The following is a 17,815-nucleotide window of genomic DNA, read 5'->3' as shown; positions in this document are numbered from 1 at the left end:
GCATTCTAGGAGATATGCCATGGGCAGCTTCAGCCCGATCCATCTGCTCGTCCTCGCCGTCGTCGCGATCCTGTTGCTCGGTGGCGGGCGGTTCTCGAACCTGATGGGCGACGTCGCCAAGGGCGTGAAGAACTTCAAGAAGGGCATGGCCGAAGACGACGACGCGGCCACCAAGCCTGCTGCGCGTATCGAGGCGCAGAAGACCGCCGATCCCGCGTTCGATCGCGACGGTAACCGCATCCGCGACGAACAGCGTTGATCCGCGTCGCCCGATAGTATCCGGCGTCCATGTTCAACATCGATTCGAGCGAGTTCCTGCTGGTCGCGATCGTGGCGCTTGTCGTGATCGGGCCGAAGGACCTGCCAAAGGCGATGCGCGTCGTCGGCTATTGGGTCGGCAAGGCGCGCGGCGTCTCGCGCCAATTCCGGCAGGGCTTCGACAATATGGTTCGCGAGGCGGAACTAGCCGAGATGGAAAAGCGCTGGGCCGCCGAAAATGCGCGGATCATGGCGGAGCATCCGATGACCTCCGATGCGGAGTCCGAGGCGGCGGCTGGTGTCTCGCCCGCGCCGACGCCTGCCGGGCAGCATGAGGTCCAGCACGACGAGGCAGAGCCGGTTATGGTGGAAAAGCCCGTGGTTGCCCCTGCGCCCGAGCATAAACCCGCCCCACAGTCCGACGTTACGCCGTCATGAGCGACGTGGAAGACGAGATCGACGCCAGCCGCGCGCCCCTGCTCGATCACCTGATCGAGCTGCGCCGTCGCCTGCTCTATTGCATCATCGCGGTCGTCCTGGCCTTCGGCGTCAGCTATTTCTTTGCCGAAAACATCTTCGCCTTCCTCGTCCAGCCGCTGCTGGCCGTGGGGCAGAAGACGTTGATCTACACGCAGATTTTCGAAGCGTTCTTCGTTAAGGTGAAGGTCGCCTTCTTTGCGGCAATGATGATCGCCTTTCCGGTGATCGCCAACCAGCTGTGGCAGTTCGTCGCGCCGGGCCTGTACCGTAAGGAAAAGCGCGCGCTGCTGCCGTTCCTGCTCGCGACACCAGTGCTGTTCATCGCCGGCGCGGCGCTCGCTTATTATATGGCGATCCCGATGGCGCTGCATTTCCTGCTAGGTTTCCAGGGAAATATCGGCGGCGTGCAGCAGGAGGCATTGCCGGGCATCGGCAACTACCTGTCGTTCGTGATGCAGTTCCTGTTTGCCTTCGGTCTCGCCTTCCTGCTGCCGGTATTGCTGATGCTGCTGGAGCGCGCGGGTATCGTGACGCGCAAGCAGCTGATCGGCGCGCGCCGCTATGCCATCGTCGCGGCAACGGCGATCGCGGCGGTGCTGACGCCGCCCGATCTGATGAGCCAGGTGTTGCTCGCCGTGCCGCTGATCCTGCTCTACGAACTCGCCATCGTCGGTATCTGGTTCACCGAGCGTCGCCGCAGCAAGGATACCGGCACCGATATCGTCGAGGCATAAGAAAAGGGCCTTCGCTCGTCGAGGAGCGAAGGCCCTGCGCAGCCGGGTGAGGCTGAGCCCGAAGGCTTACTTGGACTTGTCGGCCGTCTTGGCGACCGTCTGGCCCGCCGAGCTGACGTCCTTGCCGACGCCTTCCACCGTGTTGCACGCGCTGACCATGAGCGCGCCCGCGACGACCGCAAAACCGAGAACCTTGCGCATAAAACCTCCTGAGCGTGATAGCCCGAGAACAATGATCGGTCGGGCCATTCGTTCCGGCTCCGCAACTGAGCGGGCAGGGAGGCGAAAGTTTTCCAGCTGGAAATGAGTAAGGCCCGAAAGCATCACCGGGGGGGGGAGGGTGGATGCTTCCGGGCCTATGTCGTGGATCGCGAGAGCGGGGGGCATAAGGTCGCGATCCGCAGTGCATAACACGGCCGACGGATCGCGGTTCCACGTCCGCCAGCGAATTTTTACGAATCTTTATCGTCGATAAGCCGTCAATCGCGGCCCATCACGGCGATCGCAATCTCATAGGCGCCGGTCATCGGATCGTGATGCAGGGGCGCGCGCAGCTGCCGCGACAGGCCCTCGATCACGCGGCCGTAGCGGGTCGACAACAACGTCTCCAGGCGTTCGCTTTCCACGAAGGCGCGCGAGACGACGCGCAGCTTTGCTTTCTTAGCGTCCTCGCCGGGTTTGACTGCGACCCGGACCTGGGCGGCGGCATCGCAGTTCATCGCCAGTTCGATCGTCTCGGTGACGAGGAAGGCAACGGCGACGGCGACGTCCTGGTTCACAAGGTAGGGATCGACATCCAGCACGATCGACAGACTAGTGGCCCCTTCCGGTGCGGTCGCGCGGATATTGGAGGCGAGTTCGCCAATCACCGATCGCAGGTTGAGGCCGCGATTGTCCTCCATTTCGGCGAAATGGTTGCGGTGGACGACCGCGAGCGCATCGACGCGGCGCTGGATGGAGGCATAGGCGGCGGTTGCATCGGGGCTGGGTGCGCCGCGGGCGTGGAAGTTGATCAGGCTGGAAATGACCTGGAGGTTGTTCTTCACGCGATGATGGACTTCGCGCGTTAGCTTGGTCTGACGCACCACCGCTTCGGCTAGGCCGGCCTCGTGCAGCGCGACCGTGCGGCTGATCGCGCGGAAGGTGTCGCCGAGTTCGCGGATCTCCTGGGCGGGGAGGGGGCCTAGCTTGCCCGGATCGATGACCTCACCGGGCGTATAAGCCGCGACACTTGCGCGGAGCACGCGCAGCGGCCGGATGAGCAGCCGGTCGACGATGAACCACGACAGGCCTGCCGCAGCCGCCCACATCAGCAGGGGCAGCATCAGCGCCACGAGGAAGGACGAGGTGATCGGTGCGCTGCGGATGCTCGTACGCAACGCCAGGCCGCCGAGGCCCAGATCGGTCTGTACCGTCTCGACGCGGTCGAACGCCCCGAGGTCAGGAATGCGCGAGAGGGTCAGCGTCTCGTCGTCATGCACCAGCGCGCTCGCGAGCGGCATGGCCCGCGTGCCGGGGGCCGCAAGTTGCGTCAGAAAGGCTTTGGGGAAGAAGACGCGTGCCGAGGGGCCATGGCGCAAGCCGGGCAGTGACAGGATCAGGCCGCGATCGGGTACGATGGCCGCGCCGACCGGCGTGCTGGTATCAAGCGCGACATTGGCGTCGAACGGTTCGCCGCACAGCAATCGGCCATTGCGATCGACGATCGAAAAGCGCGTGCCGATCGTCGATTGCTGCGCGAACACCCCCTGCGCACGGGCGCAGCTGGGCGCGTCACCGGCGTCGGCCTGCAACGCGGTGACGGCGACGCGCAACGCGGTCATGTCGCCGACAAGCTCGATGGCGATGCTGCGCGCGCTTTCGTTGGCGGCGATACGCAGACGGGCGCGCGCCTCGGCGTCCGCGGTCCGCCCGGTCTGCAATGTCGCGCCGATCGCGATCAAGGCGAGCAACAGCAGCGCAATGCTGAGCGTGATGAAGAGCTTGGCGCCAGTTGGCAGGCGCGACAGCATGGACATAGGGGCCATCGCCGTACGGCGCGGTAGAGAGGCTGCGTCGGGTTGGGAGGCCATGCCCCCTGCTAGGCGAGCTTGTTCAGCAGGTCGAGCATTTCGTCCGGCACCTGTTCCTCGATCGTCTTTTGATAGGCCGAGCGCAGGGCCGCGCCCATGTCGCGATCCTTGCTCTGAACCTTGGCAGGAGACTTCTTGGAAGACGCCTTCTTGTCCTTGTTGTCGGGCAAATCCAACATGTCCCCCTGGTGACCCGGCTGAACCCGGGCAGTCGACGCTACACGAACGGCCCCGCTTTGCAGGTGCGGTCTGGCCGTTCAAGTGGCGATGAAACCAAAGTCGCGTTCGTTGGTTCCATTGCAGCGCGAAAATTCCGCAGGTCCGAGGGGGCGGGTGGGTTCTTCGACAAACACCGTTGTAAAGGTACGGGCGCCCGCTCAGATGGGGTGCCCGTTCAGTATCTCAGGGAGTGAACACGACCCATGTCGCTTGGACAGCAACTCGCACCGCACCTTCCTTTCCTGCGGCGCTACGGCCGGGCCCTGACCGGCAGCCAGAATCAAGGCGACAAATACGTCCGTGCGACGCTGGAGGCGATCGTTGCGGCGCCGGATCAGTTCCCGCGCGACGTCGATCCGCGGCTTGGCCTGTATCGCATGTTCCAGGGCATCTGGGCGTCGGCCAATGCCGATGGTGAAGCGCAGACGTCGCAGAGCGATGCCGAGGGCACCGAAGCGGTGGCGCGCGCGCGCCTCGCTCGCATGACGCCGCTGTCGCGACAGGCGCTGCTGCTGACCGCGATGGAAGGCTTCTCGCCCGAGGACGCCGCCTATCTGATCGAAGTCGACACCAGCGAGGTGGAAACTCTGGTCGCCGAGGCGCTGGCCGAGATCGAGAAGCAGACGCGTGCGCGCGTGCTGATCATCGAGGACGAGCCGATCATCGCAATGGATATCGAGACGATCGTGCGTGATCTGGGCCATGAGGTGACTGGTGTTGCCGTCACCCGCGACGAAGCCGTCGCGCTGGCGATGGAGGATCGCCCCGGTCTGGTGCTGGCGGACATACAGCTGGCCGACGACAGCTCGGGCATCGACGCGGTGAAGGACATCCTCGCCGAGTTCGAAGTGCCGGTGATCTTCATCACGGCCTTCCCTGAGCGCCTGCTGACCGGCGAGCGGCCCGAGCCGACGTTCCTCATCACCAAGCCGTTCCAGCGGTCGACGGTGAAGGCGGCGATCAGTCAGGCGCTGTTCTTCGACGAAGCGACGGTGCCGACGGCGGTTGCGTGACGGCGTAGCGGGCGTGGTCGGGCGCTGTCCCGCCCGCCCGTGAGGCATTGACGAAAAGTTACGGACCCAAAACGGGTTTCGGGGGTTTGATGATCATGGCTGATCCGAACGAACCAGTGCATGTCACCGCAACCGAGGCCCGTGCGGGCGCGACTCCGGGAGTTGCCCGCTATGTGCTCGGCATTTCGCTGGTGCTCGTCATCGCCATATTCGCCTTTCTGATCTTGCGCTGACCGCAAGGCTTTTCGGCCGCACGACTGGTATTTGCCGGAAGAGACACCTATTTTCGCCAGACAGGCGGCGATGTTGTCCCCGGCTTCGAACGGATTTGCATGACCCAGCCCGCTACGCGTGACGACCAGTATGACGATGACGACGATGCGGTGGTCGAGCCGGTCGAACACGTTGCGCTGTCGGATCCCGAGTTCAAGAAACAGCTGGCGCAGGTCATCCCGCATCTGCGCGCCTTCGGTCGCTCGTTGTCGGGCAGCCGCGATCTCGCCGACGATCTCGTGCAGGAAACGCTGCTGAAGGCATGGGCGGCGCGTCAGCGCTTCCAGGCGGGCACGAACATGCGCGCTTGGACCTTTATCATCCTGCGCAATCTATATTTGTCGCAGATGCGGCGTGCGCGCTTCAAGGGCGAGTGGGACGATCTGGTCGCGGACCGCATTCTGGCGGCGCCGGCAAGCCAGGATCGTCACGTCGAACTGGGCGACATGCAGCGTGCCTTGCTCCACCTGCCGCAGCCGCAGCGCGAGGCGTTGATCCTCGTTGGTGCCGGCGGCTTCGCTTATGAGGAGGCCGCTGAAATCTGCCAGGTCGCGGTCGGTACGATCAAGAGCCGCGTCGCGCGGGGACGCGTGGCACTGGAAACGATCCTGAACGATGGCACGCTGCCGTCGCGTCGTGAGCATGAGCAGGACGTCAACAAGACGGCGCTCGATACGATCATGGGGGAAGTCGACGAACTCAGCCGCGGGCGTTGAAGCACCCGCTGCTGGCGCGCGGATCAGTGGGTCGCGCGGTCGATCCGCTTTAGCAGCATCGCGAAGTCATCGGGCATGTCTGGACTGCCGAATGCGCCGCGCAGGCTATGGCCGAGTGCGTCGGTCGAGCGCGGGCGCCGGACGACATAGTCGCCCTGACGGCTTTTCTCGACGGGATGCGCATCGGCGTTCATAATCGTTCCAACGGCCGGATACGCGAATTGTTGCGTGCGAACGAAACCGGTCGTTCGCGGAGGATGTGACGCGATGCCCCCCGGTTCTGGCCCCGATTTTACCGATGCCATCCAGCGTGCGCGGTCACATGCGCCGTTCCTGTCGCTGTTGCTCGATCGTGAGTCGGTGCTGGCGGAGCGACTCGCGGCGGGGCAGATCGACCTGGGATTCACCAGCGCCGAGGCGGATATGCCAGTCGCACGGCAATTACGTTTGGATCGGCGGGCGCTGGCGCTGTCAGTGGCGATCGGCGATCTGGCCGGTGCGCTCAATCTCACCGCGGTTACGCACGCCTTGACGGATTTCGCCGACGCAGCCCTCGATCGCGCGATCCGTGCCGCGATTGCGGAACGTACCCCGGGGGAGGAGCCGCGCGGCTTCGTAGCGATCGCGCTGGGCAAGCAGGGCAGTCGCGAGCTTAACTATTCATCCGACATCGATCCCATCCTGCTGTTCGACCCCAAAACACTGCCGCACCGGGCGCGTGAGGAACCGGAAGAGGCGGCGGTGCGGATCGCCAAACGTGTCGTCGAGTTGCTGCAGGCGCGCGATGGCGACGGCTATGTGCTGCGCGTCGATTTGCGGCTGCGCCCATCGCCCGAAGCGACGCCGATCGCGCTGCCGGTCGAAGGGGCGATCGGCTATTATGAAAGTCAGGCGTTGGCGTGGGAACGGGCGGCGTTCATCCGGGCCCGGGTGGCGGCTGGTGATAAGGCGCTCGGCAGCTATTTCCTCGACGCGATCCGCCCGTTCGTGTGGCGGCGCGGGTTGGACTTTGGCGCGATCGGCGAAATCCGCGACCTGTCGCGACGCATCCGCGACCATTATGCGAGCGGTCAACGCTTCGGCCCCGGCTACGACCTGAAGCGGGGGCGGGGCGGTATTCGCGAGGCGGAGTTCTTCGCGCAGATCCATCAGCTGATCCATGGCGGGCGCGATCCTGCGCTGCGGGCACCAGCGACGCGCGATGCCTTGGCGGCGCTCGCCGGGGCGGGCTGGATTGGCGCCGACGAGGCTGCTGCGCTCGCCCGATCCTACACCTTGCTGCGCACGATCGAGCATCGCGTTCAGATGGTGGACGATCGGCAGACGCACACGCTGCCGACCGGCGAGGCGCTGGACGGGGTGGCACGGCTACACGGGCTGGCGGACGGCGCAGACTTGGTCGAGCTGTTGCGCGAACCGGTGGCGACCGCCGGGCGGATCTATGATGCGCTCGACGACGGGCAGGCTGCGGGACTGCCGCACGAGCCGCGGGCGCTGGCCGATTGGCTCGAGACGGCAGGGTTCGCGGCAGACGGCGAGGGGGCGAGCAAGGCCGCCGCGCGCATCGCAGGGTGGCGGGCAGGACGCTATCCCGCTCTCCGCAGCCCGGCGGCGCGCGCGGCGCTGGAGGCGGTGCTGCCCGTGCTGATGCCGGCGCTGGCCGGAGCGCCGGACCCCGCCGCGGCCCTGCTGCGGCTGGATGTCTTGTTCGAGCGGCTGTCGAGCGCGATCAACATCCTCCGCTTGCTGGAAGCGCGGCCGGGGCTGGCGACGTTGCTCGCGACGATCCTCAGCCATGCTGCGCCGCTCGCCGACGCTTTGGCGACACGGCCGGAACTGATCGACTGGTTGATCGACGCGAGCGCGTTCGAACCCCTTGGCAGCGTTGCCGAACTGGCCACCGAATTGGGGGCGGCGGACGAGGGCGATTATCAGGCGCTGCTGGATACCGTGCGGCGCTTGGTCGGCGAGAAGCGCTTTGCCGTGGGGGCGCAGATCGTCGCGGGGGCGGCGGACCCGCTCGACGCGGCGGGCGGTTATGCGCGGCTGGCAGAGGCGGCGATCGAGGTGCTGGCGGCGGGGACGGTCGCCGAATTCGCGCGGGCACATGGCCGGGTGCCGGACAGTGAATTGGTGATCCTTGCCTTCGGTCGCACGGGCGGTGGTGCGTTGACGCATGCCAGCGATCTCGATCTCGTCTATCTGTTCACGGGCGACTTTGCGGCGGAATCGGATGGTGCGAAGCCGTTGGGTGCGACGCTCTATTACAACCGACTGGCGCAGCGGATCACGGCCGCACTGTCGGTGCCGACGGCGGCGGGGCCGCTCTATCCGGTGGATACGCGGCTGCGGCCGTCGGGAACGCAAGGGCCGCTGGTGGTGTCGGTCGAGTCCTTCGCGCGCTACCAGCGGGAAGACGCGTGGACGTGGGAGCATATGGCGCTGACGCGGGCGCGGCCGGTGTTCGCATCGCCCGCGGCGCGTGCGGCCGTCTCCAAGGTTATTGCCGAGGTGCTGAAGGGCGCGCGGCCCGAGCGGGACCTGCCCGCAGAGGCGGCGACGATGCGAGTCGATATGGCGCGGCACAAACCGCCCGCCGGGCCGCTCGATGCGAAGCTGCTACCGGGAGGGCTCGTCGATCTGGAGTTCGCCGTCCATCTGGCACAGCTGCTGCACCGGAGCGGCTTCGACCCGGATCTGCGCGTCGCCATCCCTGCTCTGAATGCGGCGGGGGCGTTGCCCGATGGGCTGTTGACCGCGCACGATCTGCTGACGCGGCTGCTTGTGACGCTGCGGCTGGTCGCGCCGGACGCGCAGGAGCCGCCGCCCGCGACGCAGGCGCTGATCGCGCGGGCGTTGCGGCTGCCCGACTGGCCGGCGGTGCTTGCTGCCTTCGCGGCAACGCGGCAGGAGGTGGAGGCCGCATGGCGCGGCATGACAGGAGGATGCGATGGATGACGGCGCGCCGATGCCGGCGGTGAGCGTGACGACCCCCGATGGCCAGACGATCCGGCTGACCGATCTGCCGCTGCCGGCCGTCGTCTATTTCTACCCCAAGGACGACACCAGCGGCTGCACCCGCGAGGCACAGGATTTCTCCGCGCTTGCCGAGGACTTCGCCGCGGCGGGCGCGCGTGTGATGGGGATCAGCAAGGATTCACCGGCTGCGCATACCAAGTTCATCGCCAAGCATGGCCTGACCGTGACCCTGGCCAGCGACGAGGATGGCAGCGTCTGCGACGCCTTCGGCGTGTGGGGCGAGAAGAAGCTCTACGGCAAGACGTATATGGGAATCGAGCGCGCGACCTTCCTGTTCGGTGCCGACGGCACGCTGGTGCGCGCGTGGCGCAAGGTGAAGGTGCCGGGCCATGCCGCTGCCGTGCTGGAGGCCGTGCGCGCCCTTTGACACCGGCGAGGCGGCACCATCGGTGCCGTAGCGGGTTCCTGTTCGCGTCGCTTGCGCCTACAGGGAAGCCATCGTGACCCGTCAGACCTTGTCCACCGCGCCGGCCGTTGCCGGCGCCCCGTCCATCGTTGCCCCGGAACCTGCGGGCGCCCCGATCGGCTTCGTCGAGTTCGTCGCGCTGGTGGCGGCGCTGATGTCGCTGGCGGCGCTGGGTATCGACTCGATGCTCCCCGCGCTGCCGGCGATGGGGCGGTCGCTGGGCGTGGCGACCGAGAACCAGCGGCAGTTCATCATCACCGCCTTCATCCTGGGCTTCGGCATCGCGCAATTGGCGCATGGGCCGCTGGCCGATCGCTATGGGCGGCGGGCGGTGCTGCTGTGGGCGATCGGGGGCTATGTGGTCGCCAATATCGCCTGCGCGGTGTCGGCGAGCTTCACGCTGCTGCTCGCGGCGCGGGTCTTCGGCGGCGCGATGGTCGCGGCGACGCGGGTAGCGACGGTGGCGATCGTGCGCGATTGCTATCACGGCCGGCCGATGGCGCGGGTGATGTCGATCGCGTTCATGGTGTTCATGGTCGTGCCGGTCATGGCGCCGGCGTTCGGGCAGACGGTGCTGCTGTTCGCCAATTGGCGCGGCATCTTCTGGGTGGTTGCGGGCCTCAGTCTCGGCATCTGGATGTGGTTCTTTGTCCGCATGCCCGAGACACTGCGCCCCGAAGCGCGGCAGCCGCTGTCGGTGTCGCGGATCTGGGCGGGGTGGAAGCAGACGCTCGGCGACCGTTTGTCGCTGGGGTACACGCTGGCGTCGACGTCGCTGATGGGGGCGCTGTACGGCTATCTCAATTCGGTGCAGCAGATCATGTTCGACACGTTCGACCGGCCCAAGCTGCTCGCGGTAATGTTCGCCGTGACCGCGACGCTGATGGCGGGCGCGAACCTGACCAATGCGCGGCTGGTGATGCGGCTGGGCACGCGGCTGATCAGCCATAGCGCGGTGACGATGCTGGTGGTGCTGAGCGCGATCCACCTCGCCATCGCGCTGGCCGGATATGAGACGCTGGTCGGCTTCGTCGTGTTGCAGGCGCTGACCATGGGCTGCTTCGGCCTCGCCACGTCCAACTTCTCGTCGATGGCGATGGAGAATATGGGCGGGATCGCCGGCACCGCCTCCAGCGTGCAGGGGTTCACCAGCATTACCGTCGGCGCGGTGGTGGGCGTCGTCATCGGGCAGGCGTTCAACGGCACCACCGCGCCGCTGGCCGCGGGGTTCCTGATCTGCGGCCTGATGTCGCTGCTGGTCGTCGCGATCACCGAGCGGTTCCGCCTGTTCCGTCCCGCCTGACGGAACCCGGCCCGCATCCCCGCCGTTCGACCCGGGTAATCCAGGAGAGATACGATGGGTGGACATCAGGTGCAGAGCCACGGGTCGGGCGACGACGGCTATGACGAGGAAGGCTATGACGAGAGCCAGCGCGCCGAAATCCTGGAGGCGACGCGCAACGGCCCCAGCGACGGCCTGGTCCTGACCGATCTGAACCCCGACCTGGGCGATGACGATGTCGAGGACGAATCGATCGACGAGGTCGACATGGATTCCGAAGAGGTCGGCGAGACCGACGCCAGCGTGACCATGGACGAAGCCGACATGGACGAGGACGACGCCCAGGACGATTTCGACGCCGGGGCGACCGACGACGACACGCTGGACGATGCCGACGACGCCGCGCTGCGGCCCTGATCGTCCCCCCGTTCCACCATGCGCTGACGGCGCTGCCTTCCGCCCGGAAGGTGGCGCCGTAGCCACGTCTGGCCCCGATCCTTTCGCACCTGCGTTAGTAGATTTGCCAGTGCCTTGGTATTTCCGTCACACCCCAATTGCGGCACTGCTGGGGCATCTGCCTTGGAATTGCGCGCTTTCGTTCATCGGTTAGACAGGAACTGTGGCAAGTTTGTCACGTTTCCCGGCCGATCCGGTAAAAGCCGTCCCGCGCTGCAACAAAGCCGTAATCTCCGTGTTTGGAGGGGCCTGGGCAGCGAGCGGACACGGTCCCCGCCGCCCGAGTTGAGGCAATAAAGGTATTCACATCATGCGTAAGCTCGCCCTCGCGGCCGCCGTTGCGGCAGCGTCCTTTGCCGTCCCCGCCTTCGCGCAGGACATGTCGACCACCGCGACGACCGACGCGACCGCGCCGGCCCCCGTCGACGCGCAGGCCGACACCGCGCCCAAGGCTCCGGACGGCACGCGCGCTTTCGGTATCGAGCCCTATGTCGCCGTGATGGGCGGCTGGGAGCAGTTCGATCGTCAGACCGTCGCCGGCATTCCCGCGCAGCCCAAGGGCTACAACCTGGACGGCGCGCTGATCGAAGGCATCGTCGGCTTCAACGTGCCGCTGGGCCCCGTGTTCGTCGGCGCCGAGGGCGCGGTCGCCAAGGGCGTGTCGGGTGACATCGACTGGCAGTATGGCGCGTACGGCCGCTTCGGCTTCCGCGCCGGCGACAGCGGCCTGTTCTACGGCAAGGTCGGCTACCGCTGGAACAACTTCAACAACTTCGCACCGGGCGTGCAGGGCGACCTGAAGCGTGACTATCACGCGACCGTGTACGGCATCGGCACCGAAGTCGGCCCGAAGGACATCGGTCTGGGCGGCCTGACCGGCAATTCGGGCCTGCGCCTGCGTCTCGAAGTGTCGACCTTCGACAACGCGCACAGCTTCCGTCCGATGGGCGGCGTGGTCGCGCACTTCTAAGTGCATGACGCACCCGGCAACGGGTGACGACTGACACGCGAGGGGGCGGATCTGCTGCGGGCAGGTCTGCCCCCTTTGCATTGGGGCGGGGCGCGGGCGTCCCTATATCCGGGCGATGACCGGACGCGTGAAGCGCAAGGCGGGGCTGGCCGCCGCCCAGGCCCTGGCCGCCCGCGCCGCGGCGCCCGCGACGTGCGCGCTGTGCGAGCGGCCGCTGGGTGCCAAGGTGGAGTGGCACCATCTGGTCCCCAAATCCGAAGGCGGCCGCGTGACCGCGCCGGTCCATCCGATCTGCCATCGCACCATCCATGCGACCCTGCCCAACGCGCAGCTGGCCCGCGACTATGCCGAGCCCGCGGTGCTGCGCGCGCACCCCGACATCGCGCGCTTTCTGGCGTGGATCGCCGACAAGCCCGCCGATTTCCATGTGCCGGTGCGACGGCGACGCTGAGCCGCGGACGGTTCGAAAAGTCACAAAAGTCACGCCGACGCACGTGTTTTACGGTTCATGGTCGGGCGGCGGGTGCGGGCGGTAATCGTCGATGTCGATCAGGTCCGCCTCGACATCGGTGTCGGTGATCGCCTCCATCGCCGGCCCGAAGCCCATCGCGCGCACGGCGAGATGATGCGCGCGCAGGTTCGCCGCATCGCGCGAATCGAACAGCCCCGGGTTGAGGTGCCGCAGCAGGAACATCAGCATCCGGTCCGACGGCCGGCAGATTTCGGCGGCGATGCGGCCTTCGCGCCAGACGACCTGCGGCGTGCCGCTGATCGCGCGCTCCATCGCGACGCTGAGCAATCGGCCGCTGGCCCGCATCATCGCGGCATCCCACGCCTTGGCAAAGGCCGCGCCCTGCGGATGGTTGCGCAGGCGATAGGCGGAGCGCGGTGTGATGTCCGCCATCTCCGCCGCTTCGGTGATGCGGCCGGTGTTGGCCAGCGTGTTGAGGAAGATGCGCTGGCGTTCCGCGGTCCAGCCGTCGTGACGACGGCGCAGCTCGACGGTCAGGCGATCCTCGACGATCTCGCGCGGCGCGCGGGGCGGGGGTTTGCGCTTGGGCCGGCGATAGGACGGCGGGTCGAAGGCGTCGTCGTCCGCATGCGAGCGCGGGATGGGGCCGGGATCGTCGTCGGGGAAGGATGACATACACGATGCTCCTGTTCGAGGAGCCGATCCAGCTACGCGCGATCGGGCGTGTAGGACAGGGGGCCTCATAGGGCGCCGGAAAAGCCGCGATCGATCAGCGGCTTGGCCGGGCGGCGGGCGCGGTGCGATCCAACAGGCCATGCCGGATCGCCGCGGCGCAGCCCTGGGGCGCGCGATCAGGGGGCGAGCAGGTTGGCGACGGCGGCGACGTCGGCGGCATTGGCGCCCGTGGCGGTCGCATCGGTGGTGGTCGCAGGGGTGGCGGCGCCGTTGCCGGCGGGCGCCGATCCGGCGACGTCATAGGCGAACCACAGCACGCCGCCCGCCCAGAGCAGCGCCGCCCAGCGGCTGCGGAAGAGGCGCGGGTTGGGGAGCATCGCGGCAGTCTGGCGCGGTCCGTGTTGTCAGACGGTTGCGGGGGAGGGTTAATCACCGGCCCTTGACGGCGGACAGGCATCGTGATGGTCTACCATCACATCGATGAGGAGACGTCAGGATGCCACGCAAGCGTGCCTTCTCCGCCCCGGCCGGCCCCGCCTTCGACGCGCCGCTGTCCGACCTCAACATCACGCCGCTGATCGATGTGATGCTGGTGTTGCTGGTGATGATGATCCTGACGCTGCCGACCGTGCTGCACAAAGTGCCGATCGACCTGCCGCAGGGCAAGGCACCACCGTCCGAGACGGTGACGCACCCGCTGGTGCTGGCGCGCGACGGCACGGTGACGCTGGATGGCGTGGGCCTGAGCGATGCCGGCATGCCCGCGCGGTTCAAGGCCCTGGACGCCGACCCCAAGGCGCTGCTGGTGATGCGCACCGACCCGGAGGCGCGCTACGCCCGGTTCGACGCGGTGCTGGCCGAGGTGAAGCGCGCGGGGATCACGCGGCTGGGGTTCGCGGGGAACGAGGCGATGGTGGAGTGAGGGGCGGGTCTTACATTGCTGCTGCGCATGAGGTATCCTTCTAGCATGGCATCCGTGGTCGATCAGCGCGACAAACTCGACGCCGAGCCGGTCGCGACCGAGGCCGGGTACGACGCGTGGAAGCGCGCCAAGATCGAGCGGGGGCTGGAGCAGAGCCGCGATCGCGCTGCGATGATCCCGGTAGATCAGGTGCTGCGAAACCTCTCGCTTTGAGAGTCAGTTTCACTCCGCAGGCGCAGGACAACCTTTGGGCGATCCGCGACTGGATCGGGAGGCGCTAAGCATGGGTCGAAACGTTGCTAACCGGGGTTAAGCGCCTGTAGCATGCGGGTGAGACTCACAGAATGAAGCGATGGGGGAGTTGGGAAGACGTTACTCCGCCAGTTTCAGAATGCGCCGCAATCCTCTTGTTAGTTCATTGCCCGCCAAATGCCGGCGCTCATTTTCTACCGAAAACTCATACCTTGCTGTGACAGGACCTCGCTTTTGCGATCTATTGGTTTCTGTCCGAACATCCACTTGGCCCTTATCAACCGCGGCGCTGTAATTAGCAAAGCCAAATGATAGTTCGATTGGCGCATGAGGTCGAAAGTGTAATATTAAAGAGGAAGTCTCTCCATCTTGCCTGCTTACGGGCGCGCTTTCCCGAATGGATACGCGCTCATAATTCATATAATTGTCTGATATCTCTGCAATCAAATGCACCATATGAGATTGATCAATAGAACTTAAATAAACGTTTTCATCGCTCCATAAAAAATTGAGTAAGTTTATCTTCGCGGCATCATCCTTCCTGATTTTCCGCGACGGTGTATTTGATGGATTGGCATAGACGTCGCTATCATACAGATATATAGCGAGGCGTGGGCTGATAGGAAATATAATCTGAATTCCCGCAGAATCTAGCCCTATAACTCCCCTATCTTGCCAGTGAGATCTCTGACTATTGTAAAGAATTATCGGATTGTCCGAGCAGATAAATGGCAGCTTTTCGCTGTTTACCAGTAGGCAGCGGCCAAGGCTGGCTAAATATTCATATGACTGTACTGAGATCTGTATTGGCATCGCTGTTGGATACGTCTCTCTGACCTCAAACTCATCAATATTAATATTTTTTAGTTCGGGCGCCCCTCTTGCCATTGTTTTGGCAAAATAATCGGTCATGGCGTTATTCGAGTCGCCGCTCATTTTGGTTCTGGCTGATTGGATGGCTATAAAGACAAGGAGTATCTGCCATTCATCAGAGTGAACTGGAGGAAGCGTATTGGAATTGTCAATCTCTTTAAGAAGAGAGGCAATGTACCCTTCTAAAATTCCAAGCGATGGTTCAACCTGATCATTCCAACTATAATAGTTATCTATTGCGCACTGCCCCTTTATGGACGCTCTCGGAATTAAGAGGCGCTTGGCCTTGTTGTAGCAAATAATTGATCTCCGGTCGGTTGAAAACCGCCGGAGATAGAATTGTGGTACATAGTGATGCCGCTTGGGCTTGTTCATCTTACTCCGCCGCAACCCCAGCGCGCGAGAACATGTCACCGCCATCAAGCAGCCCCAGGTCTTCGTTCGCGGGCTTGACCGCCTTGGCCTTCTGGCGCTTGTCGAAGCTATCCCAGACGTCGTTCCACTGGCCCTTGGTCGCGGCCTTCGAATATTCGGTCGCGCGAGTTTCGAAGAAGTTGGCGTGCTCGACGCCGTTGAGCAGCGGGGCGAGCCAGGGCAGGGGGTGTTCGTCGATCATGTAGATCGGCTTCAGGCCGAGCTGGCCGAGGCGCCAGTCCGCGATGTAGCGGATGTACTTCTTGATCTCCTTGGGCGTCATGCCGTTGACCGGGCCCATTTCGAACGCGAGGTCGATGAAATTGTCCTCGAGCCGGATCGTGGTCTGGCAGACGTCGGCGATATCGTCCTTCACCGCCTTGGTCAGGCACTGACGTTCCTTCACGAAGGTGTGGAACATCTTGATGATGCCTTCGCAGTGCAGCGACTCGTCGCGCACCGACCAGCTGACGATCTGGCCCATGCCCTTCATCTTGTTGAAGCGCGGGAAGTTCATCAGCATCGCGAAGCTGGCGAACAGCTGCACGCCTTCGGTGAAGCCGCCGAACATGGCGAGCGTGCGGGCGATATCCTCGTCGCTGTCGACGCCGAAGTTCTGCATGTAATCATGCTTTTCCTTCATCTCGGCATATTCGAGGAAGGCGCCGTACTCGCTCTCGGGCATGCCGATCGTGTCGAGCAGGTGGCTGTAGGCGGCGATGTGGACCGTCTCCATGTTGCTGAACGCGGTCAGCATCATCTTGATCTCGGTCGGCTTGAACACGCGGCCGTATTTCTCGTGGTAGCAATCCTGCACCTCGACGTCCGCCTGCGTGAAGAAGCGGAAGATCTGCGTCAGCAGGTTGCGCTCGTGATCGGTCAGCTTCTGCGCCCAGTCGCGGCAATCCTCGCCCAGCGGCACCTCTTCGGGGAGCCAGTGGAGCTGCTGCTGACGCTTCCAGAATTCGAACGCCCAGGGGTATTCGAACGGCTTGTACTGCTTGGAGGCTTGGAGGAGGGACATGGGGTTACTCCGGGATAAGCTTGGAAGAATAACTGGCCAGGGTCATCGCGCCGAGAAGGATCGCGACGATGCCGAGGCCGCGGATCGTGCGGGGTACGGTGATGGGAATCACGCCGTGGCCGACGAATCGGTTCGGGTGGCGCGCCCAGCGATAGCCGAGAACGATCAGCCATGCACCGAACGCGACGCGGATCCATGGTTCGATCGCGGCGATCATGGCTGCGCACTCCACTGCCACATCGCATAGGCTGAAAAGCCGAGGACGATGCCGCCGGCGACCATCATGATGCCGGCCATGCGATAGACGTAGACGCGCGCCGGGCCCTGGGGCGCTCGCAGCTGGAGCAGCAGCCACAGGCCGGCAAGGCCCAGCACCGCGGCGACGGCGAACATGATGAGGCTCTCGCGCGGCATCAGTGCTGCGCCTCCGATGCATCCATTTGGAACACGGGTCGTTTCACCGCCGAACCCAAGCCAGGAGACGCATGATGCACGATCACAGCAACATCAAGGAACACATGAAGGTCATCGGCGCGGACGGCGTCCACGTCGGCACCGTCGATCATGTCGAGGGCGAGCGCATCAAGCTCACCAAGACCGACAGCCCCAGCACCGAAGACGGGCAGGGCGCCAAGCACCATTACCTCCCGGCCGGCCTGGTCGCCGAGATCGAAGGCGACACGGTCCGCCTGTCGGCCACCGCGCAGAACGCCCAGGACATGTTCGAAGAGGCGTGATGGGCGGGCGCACCCGGATCGCATAAGCGATCCGGGAGACGCCACGGCGGGCAGCGGGGCGGCATAGCCGTCCCGTCTGACGGCGTGGCGGAGGAGAGGGGTGGTGCCGCTCATGCGGTGCCGCCCTTTTTCTTTGGTGCGACACCCTCATCCTTCCGCGGCTTCGCCGCTCCCTCCTTCTCCCGGAGGGAGAAGGAGATGTGTTCGATCACGCCTTCGAGATTTGTCATCACGTCCGTGTTCGAGACGCGGATCGTTCTGTAGCCTTCACGGGCCATGAAACCTGCGCGGGACGCGTCTGAGCCTTCCGCGCCGGCGTGGGTATCGCCGTCGACCTCGATGACCAGCTTTTCGGAAAAGCACAGCATGTCGGCGTAGAAAGGTCCCAGCGGCGCCTGATGGCGCCATTTCAGATGCGGATAGGTGTCGCGGAGCGCTCGGAGCAGGTGGCGTTCGGGCCCGGGGGCATTGCGGCGTAGATCTCGAGCGCGTTGGACGGTGCCGGACGGTGCGTCTTTGTATCGCATG

General features: G+C 65.0%; 26 protein-coding genes. 15 read left to right on the top strand and 11 right to left on the bottom strand.

The annotated features are described in order from the left end of the window. Nucleotides 1–19 precede the first annotated feature (19 nt). Genes A7E77_RS03145 through tatC form a run of 3 tightly spaced genes read left to right on the top strand, consistent with a single transcriptional unit; the run spans nucleotide 20 to nucleotide 1,472 of the window. The gene (locus A7E77_RS03145; protein WP_063685790.1) at nucleotides 20–259 is read left to right on the top strand and encodes a Sec-independent protein translocase subunit TatA; all 240 of its coding nucleotides are present in this window, start codon (nucleotides 20–22) and stop codon (nucleotides 257–259) included. 29 nt (nucleotides 260–288) lie between these two features. Next, a complete protein-coding gene (gene tatB, locus A7E77_RS03140) occupies nucleotides 289–696 on the top strand; it encodes a Sec-independent protein translocase protein TatB (protein ID WP_017979565.1) in 408 nt (135 codons plus the stop codon). Beyond that, a complete protein-coding gene (gene tatC / locus A7E77_RS03135) occupies nucleotides 693–1,472 on the top strand; it encodes a twin-arginine translocase subunit TatC (RefSeq protein ID WP_063685788.1) in 780 nt (259 codons plus the stop codon). Before tatB ends, tatC begins: the two co-directional genes overlap by 4 nt. Before the next feature lie 66 nt (nucleotides 1,473–1,538). Here the strand turns inward: tatC and A7E77_RS03130 are convergent, their stop codons facing one another. The 3 genes from A7E77_RS03130 to A7E77_RS17870 all read right to left on the bottom strand — a co-directional run bounded on the left by A7E77_RS03130 (nucleotide 1,539) and on the right by A7E77_RS17870 (nucleotide 3,723). Beyond that, nucleotides 1,539–1,673 (bottom strand): entericidin A/B family lipoprotein, encoded by a 135-nt coding sequence (locus A7E77_RS03130; RefSeq protein ID WP_017979563.1) that lies wholly within the window; start codon nucleotides 1,671–1,673, stop codon nucleotides 1,539–1,541. Nucleotides 1,674–1,951: 278 nt separating this feature from the next. Then, nucleotides 1,952–3,490 (bottom strand): sensor histidine kinase, encoded by a 1,539-nt coding sequence (locus A7E77_RS03125; RefSeq protein WP_063685786.1) that lies wholly within the window; start codon nucleotides 3,488–3,490, stop codon nucleotides 1,952–1,954. 62 nt (nucleotides 3,491–3,552) lie between these two features. Then, nucleotides 3,553–3,723 (bottom strand): NepR family anti-sigma factor, encoded by a 171-nt coding sequence (locus tag A7E77_RS17870; RefSeq protein WP_192930009.1) that lies wholly within the window; start codon nucleotides 3,721–3,723, stop codon nucleotides 3,553–3,555. Between the two features lie 243 nt (nucleotides 3,724–3,966). Between A7E77_RS17870 and A7E77_RS03120 the strand changes: the two genes are divergently transcribed. From A7E77_RS03120 to A7E77_RS03115, 3 genes are all read left to right on the top strand, one after another. Further along, nucleotides 3,967–4,776: a response regulator gene (locus A7E77_RS03120; RefSeq protein WP_043060725.1), complete on the top strand. Its 810-nt coding sequence runs from the start codon at nucleotides 3,967–3,969 to the stop codon at nucleotides 4,774–4,776. Between the two features lie 95 nt (nucleotides 4,777–4,871). Next, a complete protein-coding gene (locus tag A7E77_RS17865) occupies nucleotides 4,872–5,009 on the top strand; it encodes a hypothetical protein (protein WP_024310409.1) in 138 nt (45 codons plus the stop codon). 99 nt (nucleotides 5,010–5,108) lie between these two features. Then, nucleotides 5,109–5,765 carry a sigma-70 family RNA polymerase sigma factor gene (locus A7E77_RS03115; protein WP_017979558.1) on the top strand — a complete coding sequence of 219 codons (657 nt, stop codon included), beginning with the start codon at nucleotides 5,109–5,111 and terminating at the stop codon, nucleotides 5,763–5,765. Nucleotides 5,766–5,788: 23 nt separating this feature from the next. Here the strand turns inward: A7E77_RS03115 and A7E77_RS17860 are convergent, their stop codons facing one another. Further along, nucleotides 5,789–5,959 carry a hypothetical protein gene (locus tag A7E77_RS17860; protein WP_192930008.1) on the bottom strand — a complete coding sequence of 57 codons (171 nt, stop codon included), beginning with the start codon at nucleotides 5,957–5,959 and terminating at the stop codon, nucleotides 5,789–5,791. A gap of 73 nt (nucleotides 5,960–6,032) precedes the next feature. Here A7E77_RS17860 and glnE point away from each other — a divergent pair, with 73 nt between their 5' ends. From glnE to A7E77_RS03085, 6 genes are all read left to right on the top strand, one after another. After that, nucleotides 6,033–8,723, top strand: coding sequence for a bifunctional [glutamate--ammonia ligase]-adenylyl-L-tyrosine phosphorylase/[glutamate--ammonia-ligase] adenylyltransferase (gene glnE, locus A7E77_RS03110; protein WP_063685784.1), 2,691 nt, complete (start codon nucleotides 6,033–6,035; stop codon nucleotides 8,721–8,723). Then, nucleotides 8,716–9,171, top strand: coding sequence for a peroxiredoxin (locus A7E77_RS03105; protein WP_063685781.1), 456 nt, complete (start codon nucleotides 8,716–8,718; stop codon nucleotides 9,169–9,171). The genes glnE and A7E77_RS03105 overlap by 8 nt, the downstream gene beginning before the upstream one ends. Nucleotides 9,172–9,244: 73 nt before the next feature. Continuing rightward, a complete protein-coding gene (locus A7E77_RS03100) occupies nucleotides 9,245–10,513 on the top strand; it encodes a multidrug effflux MFS transporter (RefSeq protein WP_043060723.1) in 1,269 nt (422 codons plus the stop codon). 54 nt (nucleotides 10,514–10,567) lie between these two features. Then, nucleotides 10,568–10,909 carry a hypothetical protein gene (locus tag A7E77_RS03095; RefSeq protein WP_063685779.1) on the top strand — a complete coding sequence of 114 codons (342 nt, stop codon included), beginning with the start codon at nucleotides 10,568–10,570 and terminating at the stop codon, nucleotides 10,907–10,909. A 349-nt stretch (nucleotides 10,910–11,258) separates the two neighbouring features. Further along, on the top strand, nucleotides 11,259–11,918 hold the full coding sequence (locus A7E77_RS03090; protein WP_017979552.1) for a hypothetical protein: 660 nt from the start codon (nucleotides 11,259–11,261) through the stop codon (nucleotides 11,916–11,918). Between the two features lie 115 nt (nucleotides 11,919–12,033). After that, nucleotides 12,034–12,369, top strand: coding sequence for an HNH endonuclease (locus A7E77_RS03085; protein WP_226341829.1), 336 nt, complete (start codon nucleotides 12,034–12,036; stop codon nucleotides 12,367–12,369). A 48-nt stretch (nucleotides 12,370–12,417) separates the two neighbouring features. Here A7E77_RS03085 and A7E77_RS18185 read toward each other — a convergent pair whose 3' ends face one another. After that, nucleotides 12,418–13,065 (bottom strand): hypothetical protein, encoded by a 648-nt coding sequence (locus A7E77_RS18185; RefSeq protein WP_226341828.1) that lies wholly within the window; start codon nucleotides 13,063–13,065, stop codon nucleotides 12,418–12,420. A 176-nt stretch (nucleotides 13,066–13,241) separates the two neighbouring features. Beyond that, nucleotides 13,242–13,442 carry a hypothetical protein gene (locus A7E77_RS03075; RefSeq protein ID WP_017979549.1) on the bottom strand — a complete coding sequence of 67 codons (201 nt, stop codon included), beginning with the start codon at nucleotides 13,440–13,442 and terminating at the stop codon, nucleotides 13,242–13,244. 119 nt (nucleotides 13,443–13,561) lie between these two features. Between A7E77_RS03075 and A7E77_RS03070 the strand changes: the two genes are divergently transcribed. Continuing rightward, nucleotides 13,562–13,987 (top strand): ExbD/TolR family protein, encoded by a 426-nt coding sequence (locus A7E77_RS03070; protein ID WP_017979548.1) that lies wholly within the window; start codon nucleotides 13,562–13,564, stop codon nucleotides 13,985–13,987. A gap of 45 nt (nucleotides 13,988–14,032) precedes the next feature. Continuing rightward, nucleotides 14,033–14,200 (top strand): hypothetical protein, encoded by a 168-nt coding sequence (locus tag A7E77_RS17855; RefSeq protein WP_157846246.1) that lies wholly within the window; start codon nucleotides 14,033–14,035, stop codon nucleotides 14,198–14,200. Nucleotides 14,201–14,359: 159 nt separating this feature from the next. On the opposite strand, the gene A7E77_RS17225 is transcribed toward A7E77_RS17855, so the two are convergent. Genes A7E77_RS17225 through A7E77_RS03055 form a run of 4 tightly spaced genes read right to left on the bottom strand, consistent with a single transcriptional unit; the run spans nucleotide 14,360 to nucleotide 16,964 of the window. Then, a complete protein-coding gene (locus tag A7E77_RS17225; protein WP_192930007.1) occupies nucleotides 14,360–15,487 on the bottom strand; it encodes a DUF4238 domain-containing protein in 1,128 nt (375 codons plus the stop codon). Nucleotide 15,488: 1 nt separating this feature from the next. Continuing rightward, a complete protein-coding gene (locus A7E77_RS03065; protein WP_017979546.1) occupies nucleotides 15,489–16,550 on the bottom strand; it encodes a ribonucleotide-diphosphate reductase subunit beta in 1,062 nt (353 codons plus the stop codon). 4 nt (nucleotides 16,551–16,554) lie between these two features. Next, nucleotides 16,555–16,767: a hypothetical protein gene (locus A7E77_RS03060; protein WP_043060720.1), complete on the bottom strand. Its 213-nt coding sequence runs from the start codon at nucleotides 16,765–16,767 to the stop codon at nucleotides 16,555–16,557. After that, complete coding sequence (locus A7E77_RS03055; protein WP_063685777.1) at nucleotides 16,764–16,964, bottom strand: hypothetical protein; 201 nt, start codon at nucleotides 16,962–16,964, stop codon at nucleotides 16,764–16,766. The genes A7E77_RS03060 and A7E77_RS03055 overlap by 4 nt, the downstream gene beginning before the upstream one ends. A gap of 74 nt (nucleotides 16,965–17,038) precedes the next feature. Between A7E77_RS03055 and A7E77_RS03050 the strand changes: the two genes are divergently transcribed. Next, on the top strand, nucleotides 17,039–17,287 hold the full coding sequence (locus A7E77_RS03050; protein ID WP_024310411.1) for a DUF2171 domain-containing protein: 249 nt from the start codon (nucleotides 17,039–17,041) through the stop codon (nucleotides 17,285–17,287). A 110-nt stretch (nucleotides 17,288–17,397) separates the two neighbouring features. Here the strand turns inward: A7E77_RS03050 and A7E77_RS03045 are convergent, their stop codons facing one another. Beyond that, nucleotides 17,398–17,814, bottom strand: coding sequence for an endonuclease domain-containing protein (locus A7E77_RS03045; RefSeq protein WP_063685775.1), 417 nt, complete (start codon nucleotides 17,812–17,814; stop codon nucleotides 17,398–17,400). Nucleotide 17,815 lies beyond the last annotated feature (1 nt).

It is taken from the genome of Sphingomonas sp. NIC1 (assembly GCF_001638925.1).
GTDB classification, from domain to species: domain Bacteria; phylum Pseudomonadota; class Alphaproteobacteria; order Sphingomonadales; family Sphingomonadaceae; genus Sphingomonas; species Sphingomonas aquatilis.
This window is presented reverse-complemented; position numbering and strand designations above follow the sequence as displayed.

Coding starts and splice junctions, on each gene's coding strand:
- A7E77_RS03145 (WP_063685790.1), top strand. CDS start 20: ATGGGCAGCTTCAGCCCGATCCATCTGCTCGTCCTCGCCGTCGTCGCG.
- tatB (WP_017979565.1), top strand. CDS start 289: ATGTTCAACATCGATTCGAGCGAGTTCCTGCTGGTCGCGATCGTGGCG.
- tatC (WP_063685788.1), top strand. CDS start 693: ATGAGCGACGTGGAAGACGAGATCGACGCCAGCCGCGCGCCCCTGCTC.
- A7E77_RS03130 (WP_017979563.1), bottom strand. CDS start 1,673: ATGCGCAAGGTTCTCGGTTTTGCGGTCGTCGCGGGCGCGCTCATGGTC.
- A7E77_RS03125 (WP_063685786.1), bottom strand. CDS start 3,490: ATGTCCATGCTGTCGCGCCTGCCAACTGGCGCCAAGCTCTTCATCACG.
- A7E77_RS17870 (WP_192930009.1), bottom strand. CDS start 3,723: ATGTTGGATTTGCCCGACAACAAGGACAAGAAGGCGTCTTCCAAGAAG.
- A7E77_RS03120 (WP_043060725.1), top strand. CDS start 3,967: ATGTCGCTTGGACAGCAACTCGCACCGCACCTTCCTTTCCTGCGGCGC.
- A7E77_RS17865 (WP_024310409.1), top strand. CDS start 4,872: ATGGCTGATCCGAACGAACCAGTGCATGTCACCGCAACCGAGGCCCGT.
- A7E77_RS03115 (WP_017979558.1), top strand. CDS start 5,109: ATGACCCAGCCCGCTACGCGTGACGACCAGTATGACGATGACGACGAT.
- A7E77_RS17860 (WP_192930008.1), bottom strand. CDS start 5,959: ATGAACGCCGATGCGCATCCCGTCGAGAAAAGCCGTCAGGGCGACTAT.
- glnE (WP_063685784.1), top strand. CDS start 6,033: ATGCCCCCCGGTTCTGGCCCCGATTTTACCGATGCCATCCAGCGTGCG.
- A7E77_RS03105 (WP_063685781.1), top strand. CDS start 8,716: ATGGATGACGGCGCGCCGATGCCGGCGGTGAGCGTGACGACCCCCGAT.
- A7E77_RS03095 (WP_063685779.1), top strand. CDS start 10,568: ATGGGTGGACATCAGGTGCAGAGCCACGGGTCGGGCGACGACGGCTAT.
- A7E77_RS03090 (WP_017979552.1), top strand. CDS start 11,259: ATGCGTAAGCTCGCCCTCGCGGCCGCCGTTGCGGCAGCGTCCTTTGCC.
- A7E77_RS03085 (WP_226341829.1), top strand. CDS start 12,034: ATGACCGGACGCGTGAAGCGCAAGGCGGGGCTGGCCGCCGCCCAGGCC.
- A7E77_RS18185 (WP_226341828.1), bottom strand. CDS start 13,065: ATGTCATCCTTCCCCGACGACGATCCCGGCCCCATCCCGCGCTCGCAT.
- A7E77_RS03075 (WP_017979549.1), bottom strand. CDS start 13,442: ATGCTCCCCAACCCGCGCCTCTTCCGCAGCCGCTGGGCGGCGCTGCTC.
- A7E77_RS03070 (WP_017979548.1), top strand. CDS start 13,562: ATGCCACGCAAGCGTGCCTTCTCCGCCCCGGCCGGCCCCGCCTTCGAC.
- A7E77_RS17855 (WP_157846246.1), top strand. CDS start 14,033: ATGGCATCCGTGGTCGATCAGCGCGACAAACTCGACGCCGAGCCGGTC.
- A7E77_RS17225 (WP_192930007.1), bottom strand. CDS start 15,487: ATGAACAAGCCCAAGCGGCATCACTATGTACCACAATTCTATCTCCGG.
- A7E77_RS03065 (WP_017979546.1), bottom strand. CDS start 16,550: ATGTCCCTCCTCCAAGCCTCCAAGCAGTACAAGCCGTTCGAATACCCC.
- A7E77_RS03060 (WP_043060720.1), bottom strand. CDS start 16,767: ATGATCGCCGCGATCGAACCATGGATCCGCGTCGCGTTCGGTGCATGG.
- A7E77_RS03055 (WP_063685777.1), bottom strand. CDS start 16,964: ATGCCGCGCGAGAGCCTCATCATGTTCGCCGTCGCCGCGGTGCTGGGC.
- A7E77_RS03050 (WP_024310411.1), top strand. CDS start 17,039: ATGCACGATCACAGCAACATCAAGGAACACATGAAGGTCATCGGCGCG.
- A7E77_RS03045 (WP_063685775.1), bottom strand. CDS start 17,814: ATGCGATACAAAGACGCACCGTCCGGCACCGTCCAACGCGCTCGAGAT.